Source organism: Streptomyces sp. enrichment culture (assembly GCF_964272855.1).
Lineage (GTDB): Bacteria > Actinomycetota > Actinomycetes > Streptomycetales > Streptomycetaceae > Streptomyces.
The window spans coordinates 2,353,823-2,379,837 of record NZ_OZ186847.1 but is presented as its reverse complement, the minus strand read 5'-3'; the positions used below and the strand labels follow the sequence as shown (position 1 = coordinate 2,379,837).

Genomic DNA, 26,015 nt, shown 5'->3' with positions numbered 1-26,015 from the left:
GGACGGTACCGGCTGAACCGGGGTGACACCCCGGATTTTACCCCGCGCCGCCCGACGGCACGGCCTGCGCGCCCGTCAGTTCGGCGAGCAGCCGCCGGGCCAGTCCGGCCGGGGTCGGGTGCTCGAAGGCGATGACCGCGGGCAGGGTCAGGCCCGTCGCCTCGCACAGCCGGTTGCGCAGTTCGAGCCCGGTGAAGGAGGTGAACCCGGCGTCGAGGAAGGTGACATCGGGGTCGATCTCCTCGGGTGACACGTGCCCCAGCACCTCGGCCGCCCCGGCCCGCACCAGCTCCAGCAGGACGGTCTCCCGCTCCTCGGAGCCGAGTCCGTCCAGGCGCCGCCGCAGGCTCCCGTCGTCGCCGTCCTCCGCCGTGCCGCGACCGTCCTCACGCAGGGGGACGCGCACCGGGCCGTTCTCGGGTGCGGCGGGCCGGGCCGGGGCGTGCAGCCAGTACGAGCGGCGCTGGAACGCGTACGTCGGCAGGTCGGCCGGGGAGAGCCGGTCGCCCGGAGCCTCCTGCCGCCAGTCGACCGGCCGGCCGTGCGCCCACGCCTGCCCGATGGCGGCGAGCAGCGTGCGCAGCTCCGGCCGGTCGCCGCGCAGCGCCGGGACCAGCACGAGCGGTTCGGCGCGCAGGCTCTCCCGGGCCAGGGCGGACAGGACGCCGTCGAGGCCGAGTTCGATGTGGACGCGTACGCCGTTGTCCTCCAGGTACCGGACGCCGGAGTGGAAACGGACGGGCTCGCGCAGGTGCCGGACCCAGTAGTCGGGCGAGCACAGCTCGGCGGGATCGGCCAGTCGGCCGGTCAGGTTCGACACCAGCGGGACGGCGGGCGGCTTGAACGCGAGGTCGCTCACCCGGCGCCGGAACTCCTCCAGCACCCCGTCCATGTGCGGCGAGTGGAAGGCGTGGCTGACCCGCAGCCGCTTGGTCTTGCGGCCCAGGCCGCGCCAGTGCGCGATGGCCTCGGCCGCGGCGTCCGCGTCCCCGGAGACGACGACGGCCCGCGGCCCGTTGACCGCGGCGACCGCCAGCCGGCCCGGATACCCGGCGACGAACTCCTCGACCTCCGCGGGCGTGGCCTGGACGGAGACCATGGCGCCGTCGTCGCGTGCCGACTGCATCAGCGCGCCGCGCACGGCGACCAGGGACACCGCGTCGTCCAGCGAGAGGACCCCCGCGGCGTGCGCGGCGGAGATCTCGCCGAGGGAGTGCCCGATCACGAAGTCCGGGACCAGACCGTGATGCTCCATGACCCGGTACAGCGCGCTCTCCACGGCGAACAGCGCGGCCTGCGCGTAACGCGTGGTGTCCAGCAGCGCGGCATCCGGGGTGCGCGGCGCGGCGAACACCACGTCGCGCAGCGGGCGTTCGAGATGCGGGGCGAACCTCTCGCATACCGCGTCGAACGCCTCCGCGAACACCGGGTGGGTCGCGTGGAGTTCGCGGCCCATGCCCGGCCGCTGGCTGCCCTGACCGGTGAAGAGGAAGGCCGTCCGGGCGCCGGGCGCCGCGCGCCCGCGCACCACCGCGGCTCCCGCCGTACCGGCGGCCAGGGCCTCCAGAGCACGGGTCAGCTCCGCCATGTCCTCGCCCAGCAGCACGGCCCGGTCCTCCAGCTCCGGCCGGGCGGCCAGGGCGCCCGCCACCTCGGCGGGGGAGAGACCGGGGTGCTGCCGTACGAAGTCCAGGAGCCGTCCCGCCTGTGCGGCCAGCGCCTGCCGGCCCCGGCCGGAGACGGGCCAGGAGAGGACCGGCAGTGCGGCGGCGGCCGGGGCGGGCTCCGCGTCCTCGGGGCTCGGCGCCTCCTCCAGGATCAGATGGGCGTTGGTGCCGCTGATGCCGAACGACGACACCCCGGCCCGCCGTGGCCGCCCGTCCTCGCGCGGCCACGGCCGCGGCCGGCGCAGCAGGCGGACGTCGCCGCCGCTCCAGTCGACCTGCGGCGTGGGCTCGTCGACGTGCAGGGTGCGCGGCAGGGTGCCGTGGCGCAGCGCCATGACCAGCTTGATCACTCCGCCGACCCCCGCCGCGGCCTGGGTGTGGCCGATGTTCGACTTCAGCGCGCCCAGCCACAGCGGACGTCCGGGATCGCGGTCCTGCCCGTAGGTGTTCAGCAGCGCCCGCGCCTCGATCGGATCACCCAGCGTGGTGCCGGTGCCATGGGCCTCCACCGCGTCGACGTCCCTGGGCGTGAGCCGGGCGTCGTCCAGGGCCCGCCGGATGACGTCCTCCTGCGCGGGGCCGTTGGGGGCGGTCAGTCCGTTGCTGGCACCGTCCTGGTTGACGGCGGTGCCGCGGATCACCGCGAGCACGGGGTGCCCGTTGCGCCGCGCGTCGGACAGCCGCTCCAGGACCACGAGCGCGGCGCCCTCGCCGAAGCCGGTCCCGTCGGCGGCGGCGGCGAAGGACTTGGAGCGGCCGTCGGGCGACAGCCCCCGCTGCCTGCTGAACTCCGTGAACAGCCCCGGCGTCGACAGCACGGTGGCCCCACCGGCCAGCGCCAGCGTGCACTCACCCTGCCGCAGCGACCGCACGGCGAGGTGGACGGCCACGAGCGAGGAGGAGCAGGCGGTGTCCACGGTGACGGCGGGACCGCGCAGCCCGAACGTGTACGCGATCCTGCCGGTGGCGACGGACGCGGCGCTGCCGTTGCCGACGAAGCCCTCGACCTCCTCCGGGATCGACGGCAGGCGGGTCGCGTAGTCGCTGTACATCAGGCCGGCGAACACCCCGGTCCGGCTGTCCCGCAGCCGCCGCGGGTCCAGTCCGGCGCGTTCGAACGCCTCCCAGGCGGTCTCCAGCAGCAGCCGGTGCTGCGGGTCCGTGGCCAGCGCCTCGCGGGGGCTGAGCCCGAAGAAGGCGGCGTCGAACTCGGCGGCGTCGTACAGGAATCCGCCGTGCCGGGTGTACGAGGTGTTGGACCGGTCGGGGTCGGCGTCGTAGAGGGAGTCCAGGTCCCAGCCGCGGTCGTCCGGGAAGGCGCCGATCGCGTCGACCCCGTCGGCCACGACCCCCCACAGGTCGTCGGGGCCGCGCACCCCGCCGGGGTAGCGGCAGCCCATGCCCACGACGGCGATGGGTTCGTGGGCCGCCGCCTCCAGTTCGGCGAGCCGCCGCCGGGTCTCGTGCAGGTCGGCCGTGACCCACTTCAGGTACTCGACCAGCTTCTCCTCGTTGTTCGGCGCGTTCGTTGGCGTCGTCATGACGATCAGGCCTTCCTGCCGAATTCGGTGTCGATGAGGTCGAGGATCTCGGCGGCCGACGCCGACCGGATCCGCGCCGCCACGTCCGAGCCGGGATCCGCGGCGGGCTGGTCCGTCTGGTCCGTCTCCCAGACGCGCAGCAGCTCCCGCAGCCGCCGGGTGACCTCCGCGCGGACGCCGCCGTCCTCGCGCGGCACCCGGGCCAGGGCCCGTTCCAGGTCGTCCAGTTCGGCCGGCGGTCCGGCCGGGGTGGCCGGCGCGGTCTCGTTCCGCAGCAGCTTGGCGAGAGCGGCCGGCGAGGGGTGGTCGAAGACCGCGGTCGCCGACAGCCACACCCCGGTCGCGCCGCCCAGCCGGTTGCGGAACTCGACCGCGGTCAGGGAGTCGAAACCCAGATCCGTGAACGGCCGGTCCGCGTCGATCAGCGAGGCGTCGCCGTGTCCGAGGACGACGGCCGCGGTTTCCCGCACCACGTTCAGCACCATGGGGTCCCGCTCCGGCTCCGGCACGGACGCGAGACGCGCCGCCAGTGACGTGTCCCCGGCCGTGCGGGCCGCCCGCCGCTCGGGCAGCCGGACCAGGGACCGGAACACGTCGGGCAGCAGCCCGGCCGCCGCCCGGCGGTGCAGCTCGGCGGTGTCCAGCCGGGCCGCCACACACGTGGCCGGGTCCGCGGCCAGCACCCGGTCGAAGAGGGCCAGACCGTCCTCGGCGGACAGCGCGGCCACGCCGTCCCGGCTCAGCCGCTCCAGGTCCCGGCCCGCCAGACGCCCGGCCAGCCCGCCGTCCTGCGCCCACAACCCCCAGGCGACGGCGTTCGCGGGCAGCCCGAGGGAGCGCCGCCGGTGGGCGAGCGCGTCCAGGTAGGAGTTGGCGGCGGCGTAGTTCGCCTGCCCGGCGTTGCCGACCACACCGGCGAGCGAGGAGAACAGCACGAACGCGGTGAGGTCCGCGTCCCGGGTCAGCGCGTCCAGGTGCTCCGCGGCGTCCGCCTTGGCGGCCAGCACCGCCTCGAACCGCTCGGCCGTCAGGGACTCCAGCACACCGTCGTCGAGGACCCCGGCCGTGTGGACCACCGCCGTCAGCGGATGCGCCGCGGGCACCGACGCCAGCAGCTCGGCCAGCGCCCGCCGGTCGCCGACATCGCACGCCTCGACGCGTACGTCGGCCCCCGACCGGGCGAGGTCCGCCATGAGTTCGTCGGCGCCGGGCGCCTGCCGGCCGCGCCTGCTCACCAGCAGCAGGCGCCGGACGCCGTACCGGCCGGCCAGATGGCGGGCGACGAGGCCGCCGAGAGCGCCGGTGCCGCCGGTGATCAGCACCGTGCCGTCCGGATCCAGGCGCGCCGAACCGTCGGACGGCTGCTCGGTCATCGCGGTCAGCCGCGGCGCGTACACCGTCCCCGCGCGCACGGCCAGCTCGCTCTCACCGCTCGCCAGAGCGGCGGCCAGGCCGCGCCACGCGGGCTCCGCCGGATCCGCGTCCACCAGGACGACACGGTCCGGGTGCTCGCTGCGCGCGGAGCGCAGCAACCCCCACACCGCGGCCGCCGCCGGGTCCGGGACCTCCGCGTCGCCGACGGCGACCGCGCCGCGGACGACCACGACCAGACGGCTGTCCGAGAAGGAGTCGTCCGTCAGCCACGACCGCAGCAGTTCCAGCGGCGCCCGCAGCGCGGCCCGCACCACCGCGGCGGCCGAGTCCCCGGCGCGGCTCCCGTCCGAGTCCCCGGACCCGGACACCGGCGGCAGCGGCGCCACGACCACCTCGGGCGCCGGCCGTGCGCCCCCGGCGACGGCCGCGCGCAGCGCGTCCAGCCCCGGGTACGCGGTGCCGCCCAGCGCGGCGGCGGGCTCCCCGGCGTCCGCTCCGACGACCGCCCAGCCCTCGGACGGCGCGGGCCGCGCCGACGGCAGCGGCGTCCACCGCAGCACGTGCGGCAGCAGACCGCCCGCGGCGCGGTCCCGCAGCGCGGTCAGCTGCTCGGCCGGCACCGGCCGCAGCGCCAGCCGCGCGCAGGCGGCGACCGGTGCGCCGTCCGCGTCGAACACCGCGAGGGCCGCCGTGTCGGTGCCCGTCCGGGTCAGCCGCACCCGCAGGCTCCCGGCTCCCCTGGCGTGCAGGCTCACCCCGCCGAACGAGAAGGGGAGCCGGATGTCGTCGTCCTTCCCGTCGCCGCCGGTGAGCGCGAGGGCGTGCAGTGCCGCGTCGAGCAGCGCGGGATGCAGGGCGTGCCCCGAGGCGTCCGTGTCCTCCGGCAGCGACACCTCCGCGTACAGCTCGTCGCCGTCACGCCACAGCGCGGTCAGACCCTGGAACACCGGCCCGTACGTGTAGCCGCGGGCGGCGAGTGCGGCGTACCCCGACGAGAGGTCGACCGGCTCGCCGGAGGGCGACCAGACCGACGGGCCGCCCGGCGCGGACGCCTCCACCAGGGTGCCCGTGGCGTGCCGGGTCCACGCGGCGTCGTCTCCGGCGCGCGAGTGGATCGCGACCGTACGCCGCCCCTCCTCGTCCGGCGCCTCCACGGCGACCTGCAGGGCGACCGGGCGGTCCGCGGGCAGCGGGAGCGGCGCTTCCAGGGTGAGTTCCTCCACCGAGCCCGCGCCGGCCGGCCCGGCCGCGTGCAGCGCCAGGTCCAGGAAGGCCGTGCCCGGGAGCAGCGCGGTGCCCTGCACGGCGTGGTCGGCGAGCCAGGGATGGGTCCGCGTCGAGATGCTCCCGGTGAGCAGGAGACGGTCGCCGTCGGCGAGCGGGACCCTGGCGCCGAGCAGGGCGTGATCGGCCGCCTGAAGGCCGAGATCGCCGGCGCCGACGGCCGCCGGGGGCGCCTGGAGCCAGTACCGCTGCCGCTGGAAGGCGTACGTGGGCAGGGAGCCCACCGGCGTACCGGGCCGTCGCGCGGGCCGCCACGACGCGGGCGGTACGCCGTTGACGTGGGCGGTGGCCAGCGAGGTGAGGAAGCGGTCCGGCCCGCCCCGGTCACGGCGCAGCGTCTCCAGCGCGACCGCCGGCGCCTCGGCCTCCGCGATCGTCTCCTCCAGCGACGTGGTCAGCACGGGGTGCGCGCTGACCTCGACGAACGCGCGGTGCCCGTCGTCGAGCAGCCGGCGCACCGTCTCGTGGAACCGCACCTGCTCGCGCAGCCCGCGCACCCAGTACGCGCCGTCCAGCTCCGTTCCGTCCAGCGGCGCGCACGCGACCGTCGAGTAGAACGGGATCCGCGCTGCGTGCGGCCGGGTCGCCCCGAGCAGGTCGTGCAGCTCGGGCAGCAGGGCGTCGACGTGCGGCGAGTGGGACGCGTAGTCGACCGGCACCGTACGGGCCCGCACCCCCTCGCGGACGAACCGCTCGCGCAGCTCGTCCAGGTCACCGGCCGGGCCGGACACGACGGTCGAGGCCGGGCCGTTGACGGCCGCGACGTGCAGGCCGTCGGCCAGCCGCTCCCGGACCCGGTCGGCCGGCAGCGGCACCGACAGCATGCCGCCCGTACCGGCCAGCCTGGTCAGGGCGCGGCTGCGCAGCACCGCCACCCGCGCGGCGTCGGCCAGGTCCAGGGCGCCCGCCACGTGGGCGGCGGCGATCTCGCCCTGGGAGTGGCCGACGACCGCCGACGGCTCGACCCCGTGGTGCTGCCACAACCGCGCCAAGGACACCATCACCGCGAACAGCGCGGGCTGCACCACGTCGACCCGCTCCAGGCTCGCCGCCCCCGGATCACCCCTGAGCACTTCGAGGAGATCCCAGTCGGTGTACGGCGCCAGCGCCTCGGCGCACTCCCGTACGAACCCGGCGAACTCCGGGCTGCCGGACAGCAGTTCGCGGCCCATCCCGGCCCACTGGCTGCCCTGCCCGGGGAACACGAAGACGACCCGCCCCGGCTCGTGCCCGACGGCGCTGCCGGTGACGAGCTGCGGGTGGGCGGTGCCGTCGGCGAGGGCGGTGAGGGCGGCGAGACGGGCCGGCCGGCCGGGGCCGAGGATCACGGCCCGGTGCTCGAAGAGGCTGCGGGCGGCGAGGGCGTGGGCGGTGAGGGCGGTGTCGGTGACGGCGGTGTCGGTGACCGCGGTGTCGCTGTCGGACGTGGCGCGCAGGTGGCGCAGGAGACGGCGGGCCTGGCCGCGCAGCGCCTCCGGCGTCTTCGCCGACAACTGCCAGGGCAGGTCGGGGAGTTCGCCGTGCCGCTCGGCGTTCTCCGGCACGGGTGCCTCTTCGAGGATCACGTGGGCGTTGGTGCCGCTGATCCCGAAGGAGGAGACGGCGGCGCGACGGGGCCGGTCGTCCGGGGTGTCCCAGGGCCGGGCCCGCTGAAGCAGCCGGACGGTCCCGTCGGACCAGTCGACGTGGCCGGAGGGCCGCTCCGCGTGCAGGGTGCGCGGGAGGGTCCGTTCCCGCATGGCCATCATCATCTTGATCACGCCGCCGACCCCGGCCGCCGCCATCGTGTGGCCGATGTTGGACTTGATGGAACCGAGCCACAGCGGCCGCTCGGGCGTGTGGCCCTGCCCGTAGGTGTTGAGGAGGGCCTGCGCCTCGATGGGGTCGCCGAGCTTGGTGCCGGTCCCGTGCGCCTCGACGGCGTCGACCTGGTCCGCCGACAGGCGGGCGTTGGCGAGGGCCTGGCGGATGACACGCTCCTGCGCGGGCCCGTTCGGCGCGGTCAGGCCGTTGCTCGCGCCGTCCTGGTTGGTGGCGGTGCCGCGGATGACGGCGAGGACGGGGTGGCCGTTGCGGCGGGCGTCGGACAGGCGCTCCAGGAGCAGCAGGCCGGCGCCCTCTCCCCAGCCGGTGCCGTCGGCGTCGTCGGAGAACGCCTTGCAGCGGCCGTCCGGCGACAGCACCCGCTGCCGGCTGAACTCCACGAAACTCGTCGGACCGGCCAGCACGGTCGCCCCACCGGCCAGCGCGAGCGAGCACTCGCCCTGGCGCAGCGACTGCACGGCCAGATGCAGCGCCACCAGCGACGAGGAGCAGGCGGTGTCCACCGAGACCGCCGGACCCTCCAGACCGAAGCTGTACGCGATCCGTCCGGACGCCACGCTGGCCGTGGTGCCGGTGGCGAGATAGCCCTCGACGGACTCCGGGGTCCGGCCCAGCCGGGTGACGTAGTCCCCGGCGACCACACCGGTGAAGACCCCGGTGTCGCTGCCGCGCAGCGCCGTCGGGTCGATCCCGGCCCGCTCGAAGCTCTCCCACGCGGTCTCCAGCAGCAGCCGCTGCTGCGGATCCATCGCGGTCGCCTCACGCGGGCTGATCCCGAAGAACGCGGCGTCGAACCGGTCGGCCCCCGTCAGGAACGCACCCCGCCGGGTGTACGACGTCCCCGGCCGGTCGGGGTCCGGGTCGTACAGCCGGGCGATGTCCCAGCCCCGGTCCTCGGGGAACTCCGCGACCGCGTCGGTGCCCTCGGCGACCAGCCGCCACAGGTCCTCCGGGGAGGCGACGCCGCCCGGGAAGCGGCAGGCCATGCCGACGACGGCGACCGGGTCGTCGCCGACCGCCGGGCTTGCCGGGTCCGCCGGGGCCGGTACGGACACCGGGCGGCTGTCCGGCGCGGCCCCGGTGCCGGCCAGCGCGGTGCGCAGATGGGCGGCGAGCGCCGCGGGCGTCGGATGGTCGAACACCAGGGACGACGTGAGACGGAGCCCGGTGGCGGTGCTCAGGCGGTTGCGCAGCTCCACCGACGTCAGCGAGTCGAACCCGATGTCCTTGAACGCCCCGTCCGGGGCGAGCGAGTCGGGCGTACCGTGCCCGAGCACCGCCGCGGCGTGCGTGCGGACCACGGACAGCAACAGCCGCTCGCCCTCCGCCGGGTCGAGCACCGCACACCGCGCGGCGAGCGACGCGCCGTCCCCGGCCTCGGCCGGACCGGCGGCGGCACGTCGCGCGGGAGCCCGGACCAGACCCCGCAGCAACGGTGCCGCCGTACCGGCGGCGGCGCGGGCGCGCAGCGCGGGCGGCTCCAGCCGGAGCGGCACCAGCAGCGGCTCGTCCAGGGCCAGCGCCTCGTCGAACAGCGCCAGCCCGTGCTCAGCGGAGAGCGGCGCCAGACCCGTACCGGCCAGCCGGGCCAGGTCACCGTCGCCCAGCGCGCCCGCCATGCCCTCGCCCCACAGGCCCCACGCCAGGGACAGCCCGGGCAGGCCCGAGGCACGCCGGCGGGCGGCGAGACCGTCCAGGAACGCGTTGGCGGCCGCGTAGTTGGACTGCCCCGGGTTGCCGACGATCCCGGCGACGGAGGAGAACACCACGAACGCCGCCAGATCCAGATGCCGGGTGGCCTCGGACAGATGCCACGCCGCGTCCCGCTTCGGCCGCGCCACCGTGTCCAGGCGCTCGGGGCTCATCGCCGCGAGGGTTCCGTCGTCCAGCACACCGGCGGCGTGGACGACCGCGGTCAGCGGCTGCTCCTCGCCGGCCGAGGCGACCAACCGGTCCACGGCGGCGCGGTCCCCGACGTCACAGGCGACCACCGTGGCCCGGGCGCCCAACCCGTCCAGCTCGGCGACCAGTTCGGCCGCGCCGGGCGCGTCCGGGCCGCGCCGCCCGGCCAGCACCAGACGGCGCACCCCGTGCGCGGTGACCAGATGCCGGGCGACGAGCCGGCCGAGACCACCGGTGCCGCCGGTGATCAGCACCGTGCCGTGCGGATCCAGCGCACGCGGCAGCGTCAGGACCACCTTGCCGACATGCCGTGCCTGGGCCACATGACGGAAGGCGTCCGGCACGCGGCGCACATCCCACGCCTGAAGCGGCAACGGCACCAGCACGCCCGCCGTGAAGCACTCCGTGAGCTCACCGAGCATCTCCTGGACACGGTCCGGGCCGGCTGCCTCCAGCAGGTCGAACGCCCGGTACACCACACCGGGATGCCGCTCGGCGACCGCCCGCGGGTCACGCACATCGGCCTTGCCCATCTCCACGAAGCGCCCACCGCGCGGCAGCAACCGCAGCGAGGCGTCGACGAACTCACCGGCCAGCGCGTCGAGTACGACGTCCACGCCGCGTCCGCCGGTGGCGTCCAGGACGCTCCGCTCGAAGTCCAGCGTCCGGGAATTCGCCAAGTGGGCGTCGTCGAACCCGAGATGCTCCCGCAGCGCACCGCACTTGGCCGGGCTCGCCGTGCCGTAGACCTCCAGCCCGCGTGCCCGGGCGAGCTGGGCGGCCGCCATACCGACACCCCCCGCCACCGAGTGGATCAGCACGCTCTGGCCCGGCCGGGCCTCGGCGAGGTCGTGCAGCGCGTACAGAGCGGTGAGGAACACCACCGGCGTGGCCGCGGCCTGCGCGTCCGACCAGCCCTCCGGCACCCGTGCCACCAGCCGGTGGTCGGTGACCGCGACGGGACCGGCGGCCCCCGCCGTGAACAGGCCCATCACCCGGTCCCCGGGCGCCACCGACGTGACCTCCGACCCGGTCTCCAGAACCAGCCCGGCACCCTCGCTCACCAGCGGCGCCTCACCCGGGTACCGGCCGAGGGCGAGCAGCACGTCACGGAAGTTCACCCCGGCGGCACGCATCGCGACCCGGACCTCACCCGGGCCGAGCGGTACGGCACCGTCGTCGGACGGCAGCAGGGCGAGGTTCTCCAGCGTGCCCGGCCCGGTCGAACCCAGACGCCAGCCGGAGGCGGCCTCGGGCGGCGTCAGCAGGCCCTTGGGCGCACTCCGGGTCAGCCGGGCCGCGAGAACGGTGCCACGCCGGACGGCGAGCTGCGGTTCGTCGGCCGTGTCCAGCGCAGCGGCGACGGCCCGGGACGAGCCGTCGTCCAGGTCCACGTCGATCAGCAGGAACCGGCCCGGATGCTCGTTCTGCGCCGAGCGGACCAACCCCCAGACGGAAGAGGCCTCATCCCGTACGGGCTCGTCGTAGCGCGTGGCGACGCCATGCCGGGTGATCAGCACCAGCCGGGACTGGGCGAAACGGTCGTCGGCCAGCCAGCGTTGCATCAGGTCCAGAGCGTGCTGCGCAGCCTCCCGGGCCGCCTCCAGGGGGTCGTCGTCCGTCCCCGCAGGGGGCCGCACCCCTGTCAGGGGCACCAGCACATCCCGCGGCACGGGACCGCTCGCGGCCGCCAGCGCGTCCAGGTCGGCGTGCCGTACCACGTCGTCGCCGAAGGCGGCGGTCATGCCGGTCAGGCCTTCGCCGAGAACTGCCGTGAGAGCGGTGCGGGCCGGCGGTTCGGGGGTCGGCTGGGGCTGCCATTCCACCCTGAAGAGACCCACGGAGGGGTCGGCACCTGTGCCGGCCCCGGCAGTCACCGCCGCGAGATCGGCGGGGCGAAGAAGCAGCGACTCGATCTCGATGACCGGTGCGCCTTGGGGGTCGGTTGCGGTGAGGGCGTAGGTGTCGGGGCCGGTGGGGGTGAGTTGGGTGTGGAGGTGGGTGGCGTCGGTGGCGTGGAGGGTGACGCCGCTGAAGGTGAAGGGGAGGCGTGGGGTGGTGGTGAGTTGGAGGAGGGGGTGGAGGGTGGCGTCGAGGAGGGCGGGGTGGATGGTGTGGCCGGTGCTGGGAGGGGTGGTCGTTTGTGTGTGGAGGGTGCCGGTGTGTGGGTCGTGCCAGGCGTGGGTGAGGTTCTGGAAGGTGGGGCCGTAGGTGTAGCCGTGGTCGGCGAGGTGTTCGTAGAGGAGGGTGGTGTCGAGGGGTGGGGAGGTCGGGGGCCAGGTTTGGGTTGCGGAGGGGCTGGTGGGTGTGGTGGTGAGGGTCGCGGTGGCGTGGCGGGTGAAGGGGGCGTCGGGGGTGGGTTGGGTGTGGATGGTGACGGTGCGGTGGCCTTCGGCGTCTGGTGCGCTGACGGTGATCTGGAGGTGGGTGGTTGCCGTGGTGATGGGGAGGGGTTGTTCGAGGGTGAGGTCTTGGATGGTCGGGGTGTTGGTGTGTTGGGCTGCGTGGAGGGTGAGGTCGAGGAAGGCGGTGGCCGGGAGGAGCGGGGTGCCGGCGATCGCGTGGTCGGCCAGCCATGGGTGAGTGCTGAGGGATATACGGCCGGTGAAGACCAGCCGATCCTCGTCGGCCAGGGAGACGAGAGCGCCGAGTAGCGGATGTCCTGGGTTGATCAGGCCTGCGGTGGTGATGCCGGTGGTGGTGCGCTGGACCCAGTAGGGACGGTGCTGGAAGGCGTATGTGGGCAGGTTGGTGGGGGGCTTGCTGGTGGGGTTGTAGGTGGTGGGGGTGTGGCCGGTGGTGTGTAGGTGGGCCAGGGCGCTTTCGAAGCTCTGGGCTTCGGGGGCGTTGGGTCGCAGTGTGGGGGTGGCGTGTGGGGTGAGGGTGGTGAGGGTGGTGTCGGGGCCGAGTTCGAGGTAGCGGGTGTGGCCGGTGGCGGTGAGGTGGGTGATGCCTTGGTGGTAGCGGACTGTGCCGCGGATGTGGCGTGCCCAGTAGTCCGGACCGAGTTCGTCCTGGGTGAGGGGTCGGCCGGTGAGGTTCGAGATGACGGGGGTGGTCGGTGGGTGGTGGGTGATGGTGCTGATGGCGTTGCGGAAGTCGTCGAGGATGCCGTCCATGTGGTGGGAGTGGAAGGCGTGGCTGGTTCGTAGCCGGGTGGTCGTGCTGAAGTGAGCGGCGATGGTGTTGATCGCCTCGGTGTCGCCGGAGATGACTGTGCTGTGGGGGCCGTTGACGGCGGCGATGTCCACGCTGGCGTTGAGCAAGGGCCGGATTTCGTCCTCGATGGCGTTGATGGCGAGCATGGCGCCGTCATTCCGAGCCTGGTGCATGTGGTGGGCGCGGGTGGCGATGAGGGTGACGGCGTCTGTGAGGGTGAGGACTCCGGCGAGGTGGGCGGCGGTGATTTCGCCGAGGGAGTGGCCGATCAGGGCGTCCGGGGTGATGCCGTGGTGGTCCAGTAGGCGGTGCAGGGCGACCTGGAGGGTGAACAGGGCGGGCTGGGCGTAGCGGGTGTCGTTGAGGTGGTGGCTGTGTTCCCCCCACATCACCTCCCGCAGCGGCAGTTCCAAGTGGGGGTCGAAGAGGTCGCACACGGTGTCGAAGGCGTCCGCGAAGACGGGCTCAGACCGGTACAGCTCCCGTCCCATGCCAGGGCGCTGGCTGCCCTGCCCGGTCAGCAGGAAGACCGTCTTCCCCTCCCGGGCCTGCCCGGTCACCACCTGCGGATGCGGGGCATCCTCCGCCAGCGCCGCCAGCCCAGCGACCCGGTCGGCACCCAGAATCACGGCCCTGTGGGCGAACCGTGTCCGGGCGGCCAGTGCCTGCCCAATGACCGCCGTATCCGCACCGGGCGCATCCTTCAGGTGTTCCAGCAGCCGGCGTGCCTGATCGCGTAGCGCCTGCGGCGTCTTCGCCGACAACTGCCACGGCACATCGGGCAGTTCGCCGTCCCCCTCAGCGCCTTCCAAGACCGGCGCTTCCTCCAGGATCACATGCGCGTTCGTCCCACTGATCCCGAACGAGGACACTCCCGCCCGCCGAGGCCGGCCCTCCACGGTCCCCCACTCGCGGGTTTCGTCCAGCAGCTGAACGGTGCCGTCGGACCAGTCGACATGCGTGGTGGGCCGTTCCGCGTGCAGGGTGCGCGGCAGCGTCCGCTCCCGCATGGCCATCACCATCTTGATGACCCCGGCGACGCCTGCCGCCGCCTGGCTGTGTCCGATGTTCGACTTGATCGACCCCAGCCACAGCGGCTGCCCGCCCTCGCGAGCACGCCCGTACGTGTTCAGCAGGGCCTGCGCCTCGATCGGATCCCCCAGCTTGGTCCCCGTCCCGTGCGCCTCGACGGCGTCGACCTGGTCGGCTGTCAGGCGGGCGTTCTCCAGTGCCTGGCGGATGACGCGTTCCTGGGCGGGCCCGTTCGGCGCGGTGAGTCCGTTGCTGGCGCCGTCCTGGTTGGTGGCGGTGCCGCGGATGACGGCGAGGACGGGGTGGCCGTTGCGGCGGGCGTCGGAGAGGCGTTCGAGGACCAGGACGCCGACGCCTTCTCCCCAGCCGGTGCCGTCGGCGTCGTCGGAGAAGGCTTTGCAGCGGCCGTCGGGGGACAGTCCGCGCTGGCGGGAGAACTCCGTGAAGAGCACGGGCGATGCCATGACCGTCGCGCCGCCGGCGAGGGCGAGGGAGCATTCGCCCTGGCGGAGGGAGCGTACGGCCAGGTGCAGGGCGACGAGGGAGGCGGAGCAGGCGGTGTCCACCGTGATCGCCGGGCCCTCGAGGCCCAGCGTGTAGGCGATGCGGCCGGAGGCGACGCTGGTGGTGTTGGTGACGAGGTAGCCCTCCAGTTCGGGGCGTATCTCCTCGGGGCGCGCATAGTCCTGTGCGATGACTCCGAGGAACACGCCCGTGTCGCTGCCCCGCAGCCGGTCGGGGTCGATGGCGGAGCGCTCCAGCGCCTCCCACGAGGTTTCCAGCAGCAGCCGCTGCTGGGGTTCCATGGACTCCGCTTCGCGGGGGCTGATGGCGAAGAACTCGGCGTCGAACTGGTCCGCGTCGTGCAGGAACCCGCCCTTGGCGACGTAGGTCGATGCGGGTGACTCGGTTTCCGGGTCGGGGTCGTACAGGGTCTCGAGGTCCCAGCCGCGGCCCGTGGGGAAGTCGGAGATCGCGTCGCCGCCCGAGGCGAGCAGGTCCCACAGACCTTCGGGGGAGGTCACCCCGCCCGGGTAGCGGCAGCCCATTCCGACGATCGCGATCGGCTCATGGGCGGCGGCCTCGACGTCGCTCAGCAACTGCCGGGTCTGCTGAAGGTCCACTGTGACCCGCTTGAGGTAGTCCCGCAGCTTCGCTTCGTTGGCCATGAACTCATCCCTCGTGTACGACGACCGAGATGGGCAAAGTCGCCGAGCGGGCTTACGGGGCGCTTAGCGGTGCCTAAAGCCGGGCGGCGTGGCGTGCTCGCGCGCTCGCCCGTTGTGCCGTACCTAAGGGGCTCTTTAGAGCGGTGGCGGACGCTCCCGCTATGGAAGCCTCGGAAGTTCACATCCTCTCGGCCCGTACCGCCCTGCCGGGGGAGCCGCTGGACAACGCGGCGCTCGCGCGCCACTTCGGCATGGACGAACTGTGGGAGCAGTGGGTCGACGCGTTCGTCGGCACCCGGGCCAGGCATCTGTCGGTGGATCTGGGCACCGGGCGGCTGCGTTCCACCCTCGCCGACCTGAGCGCCGAAGCCGCCGCCAAGGCCCTCGCCGACGCGGGACTCGGTCCGGCCGACGTCGATCTGGTCGTCCTCGGCACCGCGACCCCCGACCAGCTGATGCCCGCCACGGTGAACGTCGTCGCGGACCGGCTCGGCATCGACGGCGTACCGACCTACCAGCTGCAGTCCGGCTGCGCGGGGGCCTTCCAGGCCCTGGAGGTCGGGCGGCAGATGCTGCGCTCGGGCGAGTACCGCACGGCGCTGGTGATCGGCGGGGAGCTGTGCTCCCGCCACTACGACCCGGACGCGGAGCTGGCCGAACTGGACTCGGCGGAGCTGGTGAACTTCGTGCTGTTCGGCGACGGTGCCGGCGCGGCGGTGCTCACCACGCGGCCGGCTCCCGGCGCCCCGGTCGTCCGCCGCATGCTGAACCGGCTGACCGGCCTGAACCGGGCGCCGGGCCAGATCGTGGAGTGGACCGGTGCGCTGGACCGGCGGTTCGCGGACCGGTCGCACATCAAGGAGGACTACAAGGCCATCGAGGCGTCGGTCCCGGTGATGTCCCGGGAGATCGCCGACGAACTCCTCGACGGCCTCGGCTGGGCGCCGACCGACGTCGACTATCTGCTGCCGCCGCAGCTGTCCGGGCGGATGACGCGCCGCATCGTGGACGGGCTGGGCATCCCGGCCGCCGAGGAGATCAGCCCGGTCGCCACGATCGCCAACACCGGCAACGCCATGCCCTTCTTCCAGTTGGAGGAGGTGCTGCCGCAGCTGGCGGTCGGGGACCGGGTCCTGGGCGTCTCCGTGGAGTCCAGCAAGTGGCTGAAGGCGGGCTTCGCCCTGGAGACGGTCTGAGTGGGCGCGGTCCGTCAGCGCGGGGCACCGAACCAGGTCTTCAGGGCCGCCTCCAGCGTTCCGGCGCCCTCGGTCCACACCACGTGTCCGTCCGGACGCAGCAGGACCGGCGGGGCCTCGGCGGCCGGTCCGTCCGCGGCCGCCGACGCCGTGACCGTGTCGACCCGGTCCGCCCAGCCCGCCGCCGTGTCAGCGAGGGCCGCGGCGGCCTCGTCGGGGACGAGCAGCAGGCCGCGTCCGCCCCGCAGCAGCGGTGCCGTGCCGGGGAGCCGACCGCCCAGCCGTTCGTCCGGCTCCGAGCCGCCGTCCGCCGCCACGGGGTACCGCACGTCGGACCCGGTCACCAGTTCCACCAGGTGCCGGTTGACGTCGTCGTACCGGGCCAGTCGCGTGATCAGGGACCGGATGCCGGCCGACCGGCCCGGTGGGTCCATCATCGCCAGCTGGGCGTCCAGGGCCAGCCGGGCCCGCTCGCCCTCCGGGTGGCGTTCGGCGTGGTAGGTGTCCAGCAGTCCGGGCGGGGCCCAGCCGGCGAGCTCCGCGGCCAGCTTCCAGCCGAGGTTCACGGCGTCCTGGAGGCAGGTGCTCAGCCGCAGTCCGCCGAGCGGGAAGAAGGAGTGCGCGGCGTCGCCGGCCAGGAACACCCGGCCCGCGCGGTAGCCCTCGGCGTTACCGTTGACGCTGGTGAACCGCTCCGCCCAGACCAGTCGGCGCGCCGGGAGGGGGCGGCCCGTCAGCGCCCGCACGTCCCGCTGGAGGTCGTCGAGGGCGGCCGGTCCGGCGTCCGGGGTCCCGCCGTCGAAGCGGACGGTGATCACCCGGAGGAGGTCGGGTCCGGCGGGGGAGCCGGAATACACGCCGCCGGAGCTCGTGTGGAACGCGCCGAGGTGATCGGGGGCCAGGTCCGCGAAGTCGGCCTCGACATCCCCGACGGTTCCCGACACGGTCCAGTCGGACCCCGGGAAGCCGATCCCGGCCAGCCGTCGTACGGTGCTCCGGGTGCCGTCCGCCGCCACCAGGTAGGAGCCGTGCAGCAATTCGTCCCCCGAGGGCTCACGGTCCGTCGCGCGCAGCCGTACGGTGACCCCGTCCGCGGACTGCCGAAGGTCCACGACCTCCCGGCCGCGCAGGATCCGTGCGCCCGACCCGACGGCACGCCGCTCCAGCAGCGCCTCCAGACGCGACTGGGCGACCAGCAGCCCGCGCGGGCGGGGCGGCCCGGTCAGCCGCTCGGGGTCCAGCCACACCAGGGAGAAGTGCGCGCCGGGCAACGGCCGCCCCGACTCCCGCAGTTCCCCGGCCAGACCGCGCTGGTCGAGCAGCTCCATCACCGCGGAGTTGACCGCCTGCCCCGGCGAGTGCGGGTCGGGGACGGCGTTCCGTTCCACGACGACGACGGGCACGCCGGCGAGCCGCAGCTCGCAGGCCAGCATCAGTCCGGTGGGCCCGGCGCCCACCACGATCACGGACTCGGTCAACGGGCTCACCCTTCCCTCAGCAGCGGGATGACGGGCGCGAAGTCCCGCAGGAACGGGGCGAAGACCGTGATGTACGACAGCCCGAAGCGTGCGCGGGCCGCCCGCAGTTGAGCGGCGATCTCCTCGTGGGTGCCGATCAGCACGGTCGGCAGGTCCAGCAGCTGCGACGCGGTCAGGTGGGGCGCCAGATCGATGCGCACCTTCTCGGCGGCGGTCTCCCGGTCGTCGGTGATCACCACGCGCTTCGCGCCCACGTTGAGTTCGGCGGTGCGGCCCAGCGCCGCCAGCCGGTCCCGCAGACCGTCAACCGTGCGGGCGAACTCGTCGGGGGCGAGCAGCCGGAGACCGCCGCCCAGGGGCAGCTCGGCTCCCATGACGCCGATGACGTCGGCGCGCCGCGCGGCGAGCTCCACCTCGCCCGGCTCGTTGACGACGATCATCAGCGGCGGCCGGGGCCGCTGCAAGGGGCGCGGCCGGTGCTCGGGATCGGGCAGCAGCCGTTCCAGGACGTCCACCGTCTCCGCCAGCCGGGCCAGCCGGTCCGCCTCGGTGAGCCCGGCCGTGGCCGTGCTGCTGCTCCAGCCGGGATGCAGGCCCACCTCCAGCCGGCCCCCGGTCAGCCGGTCGGTGCCGGCGATCTCCCGGGCGAGCACCTCGGGATCCCACAGGGTCGTGTTGACGACGTACGTGGTGACCCTGATCCGGCTGGTGGCGGCCGCGGCGGCCACCAGCGACGGGAACGGCGCCGTCATGCCCAGATGGTCGCTGGTCCCGATCAGGTCGTATCCGAGCGACTCCGCCTCACGGGCCAGCGCGGGCCAGTCGGTGTCGTGCGCGAGGGCGTTGACCGCGAAACGGAACGGCCGCTCTGTGGTCTCGGTCATCGCTTCCCCTTTCCGGCCGCGCCCGGACGCGCGACCGTCCTCGTCCCGTTCCGCGGCGCGGGCACCGCCGCCGTGTTCCGCCGGGCCAGCACCGTGGCCACCCGCTGCCGGGCACGCAGCACCGACAGGGCCGCGCCGAGCACCGCCTGCTGCGGCGGACGGCCGCCCAGCACGTCCAGCGCCTGCCGCAGACTCCAGAGCCGGCTCTCCGCCACATGCGAGGGCGAGCCGTGCACGTCGTCGTGGACCAGCAGCCGCAGCGTGCGGACGTGCTCCCGCAGCAGCCGCGGATCACCGGCCGGAATGATCTCGTCGCGTTCGCTGACGACATACGCGACCGGCACGTCCAGCGCCGCCAGCTCGTCCGGTGTCAGTGCCCAGCCCTCCAGATGCGCGCCCACCGCGTCGGGCGTCACGCCCGCCAGCGCCGCGAGGGTGTCCACGGTGACCCGGGGGACCGCCGGCCGCCGGCCGGTGTCGGTGAAGAAGTCCCGCACCGGCGCCCCGGCTGTCACGACCCCGCGGATCCGCCGGTCGTGCAGGGCGGCCCGCAGCGCCAGATGCCCGCTGAAGCTCAGCATCAGCGCGCACACCCGGGACACGTCCGCACGGTCGGCGAGCGCGTCCAGCACCTGCGTCACCATGTGGTGGCTGTCCGCGGCGTAGCGCCAGGTGTTCTCGCCGACGCCCGGCATCTCCAGCGCGACGACCGTCGCGCCCAGCCGCTCGGCACGGGCGAGGATCGGCCCGAACTGCTCCTTGACGCTGACGATCCCGCCGCTGAGCAGGAGCACGGGACGCGGTTCGGTGCCCGGCCGGGCCAGCCCCGCCACCCAGCAGCTGAGGCGGCCGCCCTCCAGATCCAGTTCCAGACGCCGGATCCCGGCGTCCAGCCCGGCCCGCCACCGGTCGAAGGACGCGACGGTGAGCCGCTGCGCCTCCGCGCGGGCCGGCCCGTCGACGTACGGGAACCGGGCGAGGTTGAAGCACTTCCCGGCCGCCGACTCCCGGCCCCGCCGCTCCAGTTCGATGCCGGCGGCGGTCCACTCCCGTGCCCAGGACCCCGGCTCGCCCTCCTTGTCGTGGGCGATGCGGCCGAGCACCGTACGCGACCTCTCGCGGGGGATGCCCAGGAGGCGGGCGTGCACCCCGACGAACGTCTTCAGCTCCTCTACGTCGTTCACCGCGCCTCCCCGTCCGGGTGGCTCTCCAGCAGTTCCTTGACCTCGGTGAGGATGTCGGCGGCCTCCGCCCCGTCGATCACCCGGTGGTCGAAGGTGAGGTTCAGCCGCATCACCGGCGCGCTGCCCACCGCGCCGTCCCGGACCACCGGCCGGTCCACGATCCGGCCCACGCCGAACGTGACCGTCGTGCCGCCCACGGAGTGGAAACCGTCGACGGCCCGGTGCCCGAGCGAGCTGACCGCGAACGTGCCGAAGAAGCGCGGGTGGCGCACCAGCGGCCGTACCGCCAGCCGGTACAGACCGCGTGCGACGGGACCGGGCAGCCGGTGCAGGAGCAGCGTGGAGGCGAACTCCGGCATGGCCTCGGGGTCGCCGTCCCGCAGCTGTGTGACGCGCCGCTGGATCTCCGCCAGGCCGGCCTTGTGCAGATCCGGCAGTACCGCCGAGACCACGACCCGCCGGCCCCCGATCTCCTTGTCCAGGGCGATCTTCCCGGACACCTCGCCGAAGCGCGCGACCCGCGGCCGCAGATGTCCGCGGATCGCGGCGTTCGCCTCGGGGTGGGCGGCCAGCACCCGGGCCGCGGCGTGGAGCACGTACGTGACCACGGAGAGCGGGTGCCCGTCGCTCTGGGCGGCCCGGTGGGCCAGCACCTCGGACATGTCCACCTCGGTGTCCAGGTGCACCGGCGCGAACGGACGTATCTCATCCAGGAAGAGCAGGGTGTGCCGCCGTTCCCGGGCGATGGCTGCGATCTGCATCCCGCCAATCTCGTCAGCGCGGCTGAAGGGCACCCTAGACTTCGCTAAAGCCGCACGCCGCCGGGCCGTTCACCCCTGCCGGGCCGTTCGCCCTCGCCAGGCCGTTCACCCTCACCCGGCCGCCGCCCACGGCCTTCTGCCGCCTCTTGCCACGCCGACCCGCCCGGCCAGGGCTGTTAGCCGCCCTTTAGAACCGCGCTAGACGCCGCTTCCAGACTGGCCCGCATTCCAGGACGCCGCTGCTCGCAGGAGACCGCCCATGGCACACCCCAGCGTCGCGACCCTCCCCGAGGGCACCGAGCCGCTGCCCGACTTCCCCCAGGCGCGGCACTGCCCCTACCAGCCCCCGCCCGGCTACCTCGAACTGCGCGAGACCGAGGGCCCCGTCGTCCGGGCGCGGCTGTACGACGGGCGGGCCACCTGGGTCGTGCTCGGTCACGCCGAGGCCCGCGACCTGCTCGTCGACCCCCGGCTGTCCTCCGACTGGAACCGCCCGGACTTCCCCTCCCCGAGCCCGCGCCGCAAGGCCATCCAGAAGGCCACCATCCTCATCGGCATGGACCCGCCCGAGCACACCGCCTACCGGCGCCGCCTCATCCCGGCGTTCTCGGTGCGGCGCACCCGCGAACTGAGCGAGTCCATCCACCGGCGCGCCGGCGAACTCGTCGGCTCCATGCTGGAACAGGGACCGCCCGCCGAAGTGCTCACCGGCCTCGCGCTGCCGCTGTCCTCGCACACCATCTGCGGCATCCTCGGGGTGCCGTACGCGGACCACGAGTACTTCGAGCAGCAGTCGTTGCTGCTGGTGTCACCGCAGGTGTCCGAGGAGCAGGCCACCGGCGCGCTGATGAATCTGCGCTCCTACATCACGGACCTGGTGGGCGAGAAGCAGAAGCAGAACGAGCCCGGCGAGGGGCTGCTGGACCTCCTGGTGCACCGGGACCTCGCGGAGGGCTCGATCCCGTACGACGACGTGATCCGGCTCGGGATCATCCTGCTGATGGCCGGCCACGAGACCACCGCCAGCATGATCACCCTGAGTACGTACACCCTGCTCCGGCACCCCGACCAGCTCGCCCGGTTCCGCTCCGACCCGGAGAACGCCGCGCTCGCCGTCGAGGAGCTGCTGCGCTACCTGTCCATCGGGGACGTGCTCATGCGGGTCGCCGCCGCCGACATCACCGTCGGTGACGTCACCATCCGCGAGGGCGACAGCGTGATGCTGTCCACCACCGGCATCAACCGCGACCCGCACGTCTTCGACGACCCCCACACACTCGACCTGGAACGCGGAGCCCGGCACCACCTCGCGTTCGGCTACGGCGCGCACCAGTGCATCGGACAGAACCTCGCCCGCGCCCAGCTGCTGAGCGCGCTGTCCGCCCTGTTCGGCGCGATTCCCGGGCTGCGCCTCGCCGGTTCCGCCGACGAGGTGCGGATCAAACCCGCGCAGAGCGGGGTCCAGGGCATCTACGAACTCCCGGTGGCGTGGTGAGCGCCGTGCGGGTCGTCGCCGACAGCGAGCGCTGCGTCGGCGCCGGACAGTGCGTACTCGCCGCCGGCGATCTGTTCGACCAGGACGTGGACGGCCTCGTGACCCAGCTCACCGACGGCACGGTCTCCGGCACCGCCGTGGAACGGGCCCGTGAGGCCGCCCACCTGTGCCCGGCCGCCGCCATCACCGTGGAGCAGCCGGGCACTTGAGGACGCGGGAGCGGCCGGTGGAGGGAGCCGGCCGGTTCCGGGGGTTGTTCAGGCCCTCGCCGCGGCGAGGGCCGGGACCCGTCCCGTGACCTGGGCGAGCAGCTCGTAGGAGCGGACCCGTTCGTCGTGGTCCTGGATGGCGCTGACCACCATCACCTCGTCCGCGCCGGTCGTCTCGACCAGCTCGCCGATCCGCTGACGCGCCGTCTCCGGACCGCCGAAGACCTGGGCACCGTACAGCGCGTCCACCACGGTCCGCTCCTCGGCGGACAGCTCGAAGCCCGCGGCCTCCTCGACCGACGGGAAGAGCGGATCGAGGCCGCGCAGCGACTGCGCGGTGATCGCCCGCAGCGGCTCGCCGAGCCGCCTGCCGCGCCGGTCGTCGTCGGCGACCGCGGCGAAGACGGACACCAGGCAGTACGGCTCGCTCAGATACGGCGACGGCTGGAACCGCGTGCGGTAGGTGTCGAGGGCGGCAAGGGTGCCGTGCGGCGAGAAGTGGTGCGCGTAGGCGAAGGGCAGCCCGAGGACCGCGGCCAGCCGGGCACTGTAGTCGCCGGAGCCGAGCACCCAGACCGGCACGAAGTGCTCGTTCGCCGGAACCGCGCGGACGGCGCGGACGGGATGGACGGCGCGGGCTCCGGCGGTCGGGTCCTGGCCGTCCTGGCCGTATTGGCTGTATTGGTCGTCTCGGCTGTTCCGGCCGGTGTCGGCTCCCGGCGGCGCGAAGTAGCTGAGCAGTTCCTTGACCTGTGCGGGGAAGTCGGTGCCGCCCGCCGGGCCGGCCTCGCGCCGTAGTGCCCGGGCGGTGAGCGGGTCGGTGCCGGGGGCGCGGCCGACGCCCAGATCGATCCGGCCCGGGTGAAGGGCCGCGAGGGTGCCGAACTGTTCGGCGGCCACCAGCGGCGGGTGGTTCGGCAGCATCACCCCGCCGGCGCCGACCCGTAACCGGCGGGTGGCGGCGGCCACCTGACCGGCGAGCACGGCCGGTGAACTGGTCGACAGGGCCGTCATGTTGTGATGTTCGGCCAGCCAGAAGCGGTGGTAGCCGAGCCGGTCCACCGCCCGGGCCAGGCGCACGGTGTTGCGCAGGGAGTCGGTCGCCGTCGACCCCTTCCACACGGGCGCGGTGTCCAGGACGGACAGAAGGACGTCTGAGCTGGGGGAGGTGGTCATGGACGCAGAATATGGGGACAGTCCCCGGTTTAACAATGCGTCCCCTGCGGCCGGTGCCGCGCCGTGCGCGGTCACGCCGCGCTCGGCACGGTCGGGTCGTCGTCCACCAGGATCCGGTGATGCAGCTCGCGCACCTGGCGGCACGGCGCGATCCCCAACTCGCCGTCCAGAACGGCGCACAGGTCGCGGAAGGCCTGGAGCGCGTCGGCCCGCCGGTCGGAACGGTAGAGGGCGAGCATCAACTGCCGGTGGAACGCCTCGATCAGCGGATGCCTGCGCACCAGCGCGTACAGCGGACCCACCAGCTCACGGTGGCGCCCCAGCGCCAGCTCGGCCTCGTTGCGCTGCTCGACGCACTCCAGCCGCGTCTCCTCCGCCCGCAGCGCGAACTCCTCGACGATCGGCCCGCCGCGCAGCTCGCCCAGCACCGGGCCCCGCCACAGCGACAGCGCGCGACCGTGCAGCGCGGAGGCGTCCGCGTACCGCCTGGTCCGGCTGGCGGCCCGGCCCTGCCGGGCTAGGGCGTGGAACTCGTGGGCGTCCAGGATGCTGTTCCCGAGGTGCAGCAGGTAACCGGGAAAGCGCGTCTCTATCAGGCTCGCGCTCCCCGTCGTGTGCCGCAGCAGCTTGCGCAGCTGGGAGATGTAGACGTGCAGGGTGGCCGTGGCCCGCCGCGGGGGCTCCTGCCCCCAGATCTCGGTACACATCTCGTCGGTGGAGACGACCTCCCCGGCCCGCACCAGCAGAGCCCCGAGAAGGGACTCCATCTTCGAGGCGCTGACCGTGGACACCTCCTCCCCGTCGGTGATGCGCAGACTTCCCAGGACCTCGAATCGCACGACGTCTCCTTCCTGAGCGAGCTGAGGGGGCGAGGGGCTGTATCGGCGACCTCGGCCGGCCGGGGCGGCCCGGGCCGACCGGGCCGCCCCGGCCGATGGGACCGCCCGGGCCGACGAAACCGCCCGGGCCGACGAGACCGACGGGATCGACGGAACCGGCCGGGGTGAGGGCCGCGCGAGCGAACACGCGGCGGCGGGTCCGCCTTACCGGAGCGGGACCGCCTTCTCGTCGGCGGGCTCCTCCGGCACCTCTTCGGCCGCTCCGGCGCCCGTGGGCACGGCACGCATGGCGAGCGTGAGCAGAATCGTCGCGGCGGTGAAGACGGCGCCCCAGGTGAACGCCGCCGTGACCCCTTCGGTCAGTACGTAGTTGGCGGCGCCCTGGGGGTCGAGGTTCGCGGGGATGTGCCCTTCGGCGTCCCGGCTCGCGGTGCCGAAGACCGTCACCATGATGGCCAGACCGAGAGCGGCACCGATCTGCTGCATGACGTTGAGCAGGCCGGAGGCGGCACCCGTGTCCTCCGGGGCGACGCCGGACATCAGGATCGTGGTGACCCCCACGAGCAGCGTGCCCATGCCCAGGCCGGCCACCAGCATGGGGCCGAGCAGGTCGGCGGCGTAGGTGGAGGACGGGTCGATCCGCGCGTACCAGAAGAGGCTGGCGCTCATGGCGGCGGCGCCGACCGCGGTCAGCACCCGCGGCCCCGCCTTCGGCAGCGCCTTCGCCGCGACGCTGGAGGCGCCGAGGATGAGCAGGGCCAGCGGCACGAACGCCAGCCCTGCCTGGATCGGGCTGAAGTCGCTGACCTCCTGGAGGAACTGGGTGAGGAAGAAGAACATCGAGTTGCCCGCCGCCATGACGAACAGCAGGGCCAGGTAGCCGGTCACCCGGTTGCGGTCGGTGAGCAGACGCAGCGGCATGATCGGCTGCCGCGCGTTGTTCTCGATGAACACGAACGCGGCGAGCAGGACCACGGCGAGGGCGAAGGCGCCGAGCGTCAGCGGGTCGCCCCAGCCGTCCTCGGCGGCCCGGATGAAGCCGTAGACCAGGGCGGTCATGCCCACGGTGGACATCAGCGCGCCGGAGAGGTCGAAGCGGCCGGGGGAGCGGTCGGTCTCGCGGATGAACGCCGGGGCCAGGGCCAGCAGGGCCACGCCGATCGGCACATTGATGAACAGCACCCAGCGCCAGGACAGCCAGTCGGTCAGCAGGCCGCCGCCGATCAGGCCGATCGCGGCACCGGAGCCGGAGACCGCGGCGTACGCCCCGAGGGCGCGGGCCCGTGCCCGTTCCTCGGTGAAGTGTGTGCTGATCAGGGCGAGCACGGTGGGCGCCGCGACCGCCGCGCCGACGCCCTGCAGGGCGCGGGCGGCGAGCAGCAGCCCGGCGGAGGTGGCCAGACCGCCGAGCAGGGAGGCGGCGGTGAACACCGTCACGCCGATGAGTAACCCGCGGCGATGGCCGAGGATGTCGCCGATCCGGCCGCCGAGCAGCAGCAGCCCGCCGAAGGTGAGCAGATACGAGTTGAGCACCCAGGACAGTCCTGTCGGACTGAACCCCAGGGACTCCTTCAGCTGCGGCAGCGCGATGTTCACCACGTTGACGTCGAGGATGAGCATCGTCTGCAGGGCGAGAACGATGACGAGCACGACACCGGGCCGGCCGGCCGGCTTGGTCGTGGCGCCCGCCGGGTTCGCCGGGTTCGCCGGGCCTGGCGGGCTCTGGGCTGTGGTGCCGGTGCCGGTTCCCGTGCCGGCGAGGGTCTCTTCACTCATGGTCGGCTTGTCTCCTCGGCAATTAGCGGGGACTGTCCCCGATTCCATCCGGAAGATACAGGGAC

The 26,015-nt window shown here is 73.9% G+C and carries 12 protein-coding genes; 3 read left to right on the top strand and 9 right to left on the bottom strand.

The window, feature by feature from the left end; all coding sequences use genetic code 11:
* Positions 1-37 precede the first annotated feature (37 nt).
* On the bottom strand, positions 38-3,208 hold the full coding sequence (locus tag ACSU6L_RS09835) for a type I polyketide synthase (RefSeq protein ID WP_437055583.1): 3,171 nt from the start codon (positions 3,206-3,208) through the stop codon (positions 38-40).
* Positions 3,209-3,213: 5 nt separating this feature from the next.
* Positions 3,214-14,952: an SDR family NAD(P)-dependent oxidoreductase gene (locus ACSU6L_RS09830; protein WP_437055581.1), complete on the bottom strand. Its 11,739-nt coding sequence runs from the start codon at positions 14,950-14,952 to the stop codon at positions 3,214-3,216.
* Positions 14,953-15,113: 161 nt separating this feature from the next.
* Here ACSU6L_RS09830 and ACSU6L_RS09825 point away from each other — a divergent pair, with 161 nt between their 5' ends.
* Positions 15,114-16,148: a 3-oxoacyl-ACP synthase III family protein gene (locus ACSU6L_RS09825; protein ID WP_437055579.1), complete on the top strand. Its 1,035-nt coding sequence runs from the start codon at positions 15,114-15,116 to the stop codon at positions 16,146-16,148.
* A gap of 14 nt (positions 16,149-16,162) precedes the next feature.
* Here ACSU6L_RS09825 and ACSU6L_RS09820 read toward each other — a convergent pair whose 3' ends face one another.
* From ACSU6L_RS09820 to ACSU6L_RS09805, 4 genes are read right to left on the bottom strand one after another with little or no spacing between them, the layout of a single operon-like run.
* Complete coding sequence (locus ACSU6L_RS09820) at positions 16,163-17,626, bottom strand: FAD-dependent monooxygenase (RefSeq protein ID WP_437055577.1); 1,464 nt, start codon at positions 17,624-17,626, stop codon at positions 16,163-16,165.
* 5 nt (positions 17,627-17,631) lie between these two features.
* Positions 17,632-18,510 carry a TIGR03621 family F420-dependent LLM class oxidoreductase gene (locus ACSU6L_RS09815; RefSeq protein WP_437055575.1) on the bottom strand — a complete coding sequence of 293 codons (879 nt, stop codon included), beginning with the start codon at positions 18,508-18,510 and terminating at the stop codon, positions 17,632-17,634.
* Positions 18,507-19,694, bottom strand: coding sequence for an alpha/beta hydrolase (locus ACSU6L_RS09810; protein WP_437055573.1), 1,188 nt, complete (start codon positions 19,692-19,694; stop codon positions 18,507-18,509). Before ACSU6L_RS09810 ends, ACSU6L_RS09815 begins: the two co-directional genes overlap by 4 nt.
* Positions 19,691-20,455 carry a 2-oxo acid dehydrogenase subunit E2 gene (locus ACSU6L_RS09805; RefSeq protein ID WP_437055571.1) on the bottom strand — a complete coding sequence of 255 codons (765 nt, stop codon included), beginning with the start codon at positions 20,453-20,455 and terminating at the stop codon, positions 19,691-19,693. Before ACSU6L_RS09805 ends, ACSU6L_RS09810 begins: the two co-directional genes overlap by 4 nt.
* A 259-nt stretch (positions 20,456-20,714) precedes the next feature.
* Between ACSU6L_RS09805 and ACSU6L_RS09800 the strand changes: the two genes are divergently transcribed.
* Both ACSU6L_RS09800 and ACSU6L_RS09795 read left to right on the top strand, forming a co-directional pair.
* Complete coding sequence (locus tag ACSU6L_RS09800; RefSeq protein WP_437055569.1) at positions 20,715-21,950, top strand: cytochrome P450; 1,236 nt, start codon at positions 20,715-20,717, stop codon at positions 21,948-21,950.
* Positions 21,947-22,159, top strand: coding sequence for a ferredoxin (locus tag ACSU6L_RS09795; protein ID WP_437055567.1), 213 nt, complete (start codon positions 21,947-21,949; stop codon positions 22,157-22,159). Before ACSU6L_RS09800 ends, ACSU6L_RS09795 begins: the two co-directional genes overlap by 4 nt.
* 48 nt (positions 22,160-22,207) lie before the next feature.
* On the opposite strand, the gene ACSU6L_RS09790 is transcribed toward ACSU6L_RS09795, so the two are convergent.
* From ACSU6L_RS09790 to ACSU6L_RS09780, 3 genes are all read right to left on the bottom strand, one after another.
* Positions 22,208-23,335, bottom strand: coding sequence for an LLM class flavin-dependent oxidoreductase (locus ACSU6L_RS09790; protein ID WP_437055565.1), 1,128 nt, complete (start codon positions 23,333-23,335; stop codon positions 22,208-22,210).
* Positions 23,336-23,406: 71 nt separating this feature from the next.
* Complete coding sequence (locus ACSU6L_RS09785) at positions 23,407-24,174, bottom strand: AfsR/SARP family transcriptional regulator (protein ID WP_437055563.1); 768 nt, start codon at positions 24,172-24,174, stop codon at positions 23,407-23,409.
* 204 nt (positions 24,175-24,378) lie between these two features.
* Entirely contained in the window at positions 24,379-25,950 is a 1,572-nt protein-coding gene (locus tag ACSU6L_RS09780) for an MFS transporter (protein WP_437055561.1), read from the bottom strand.
* Positions 25,951-26,015: the final 65 nt, after the last annotated feature.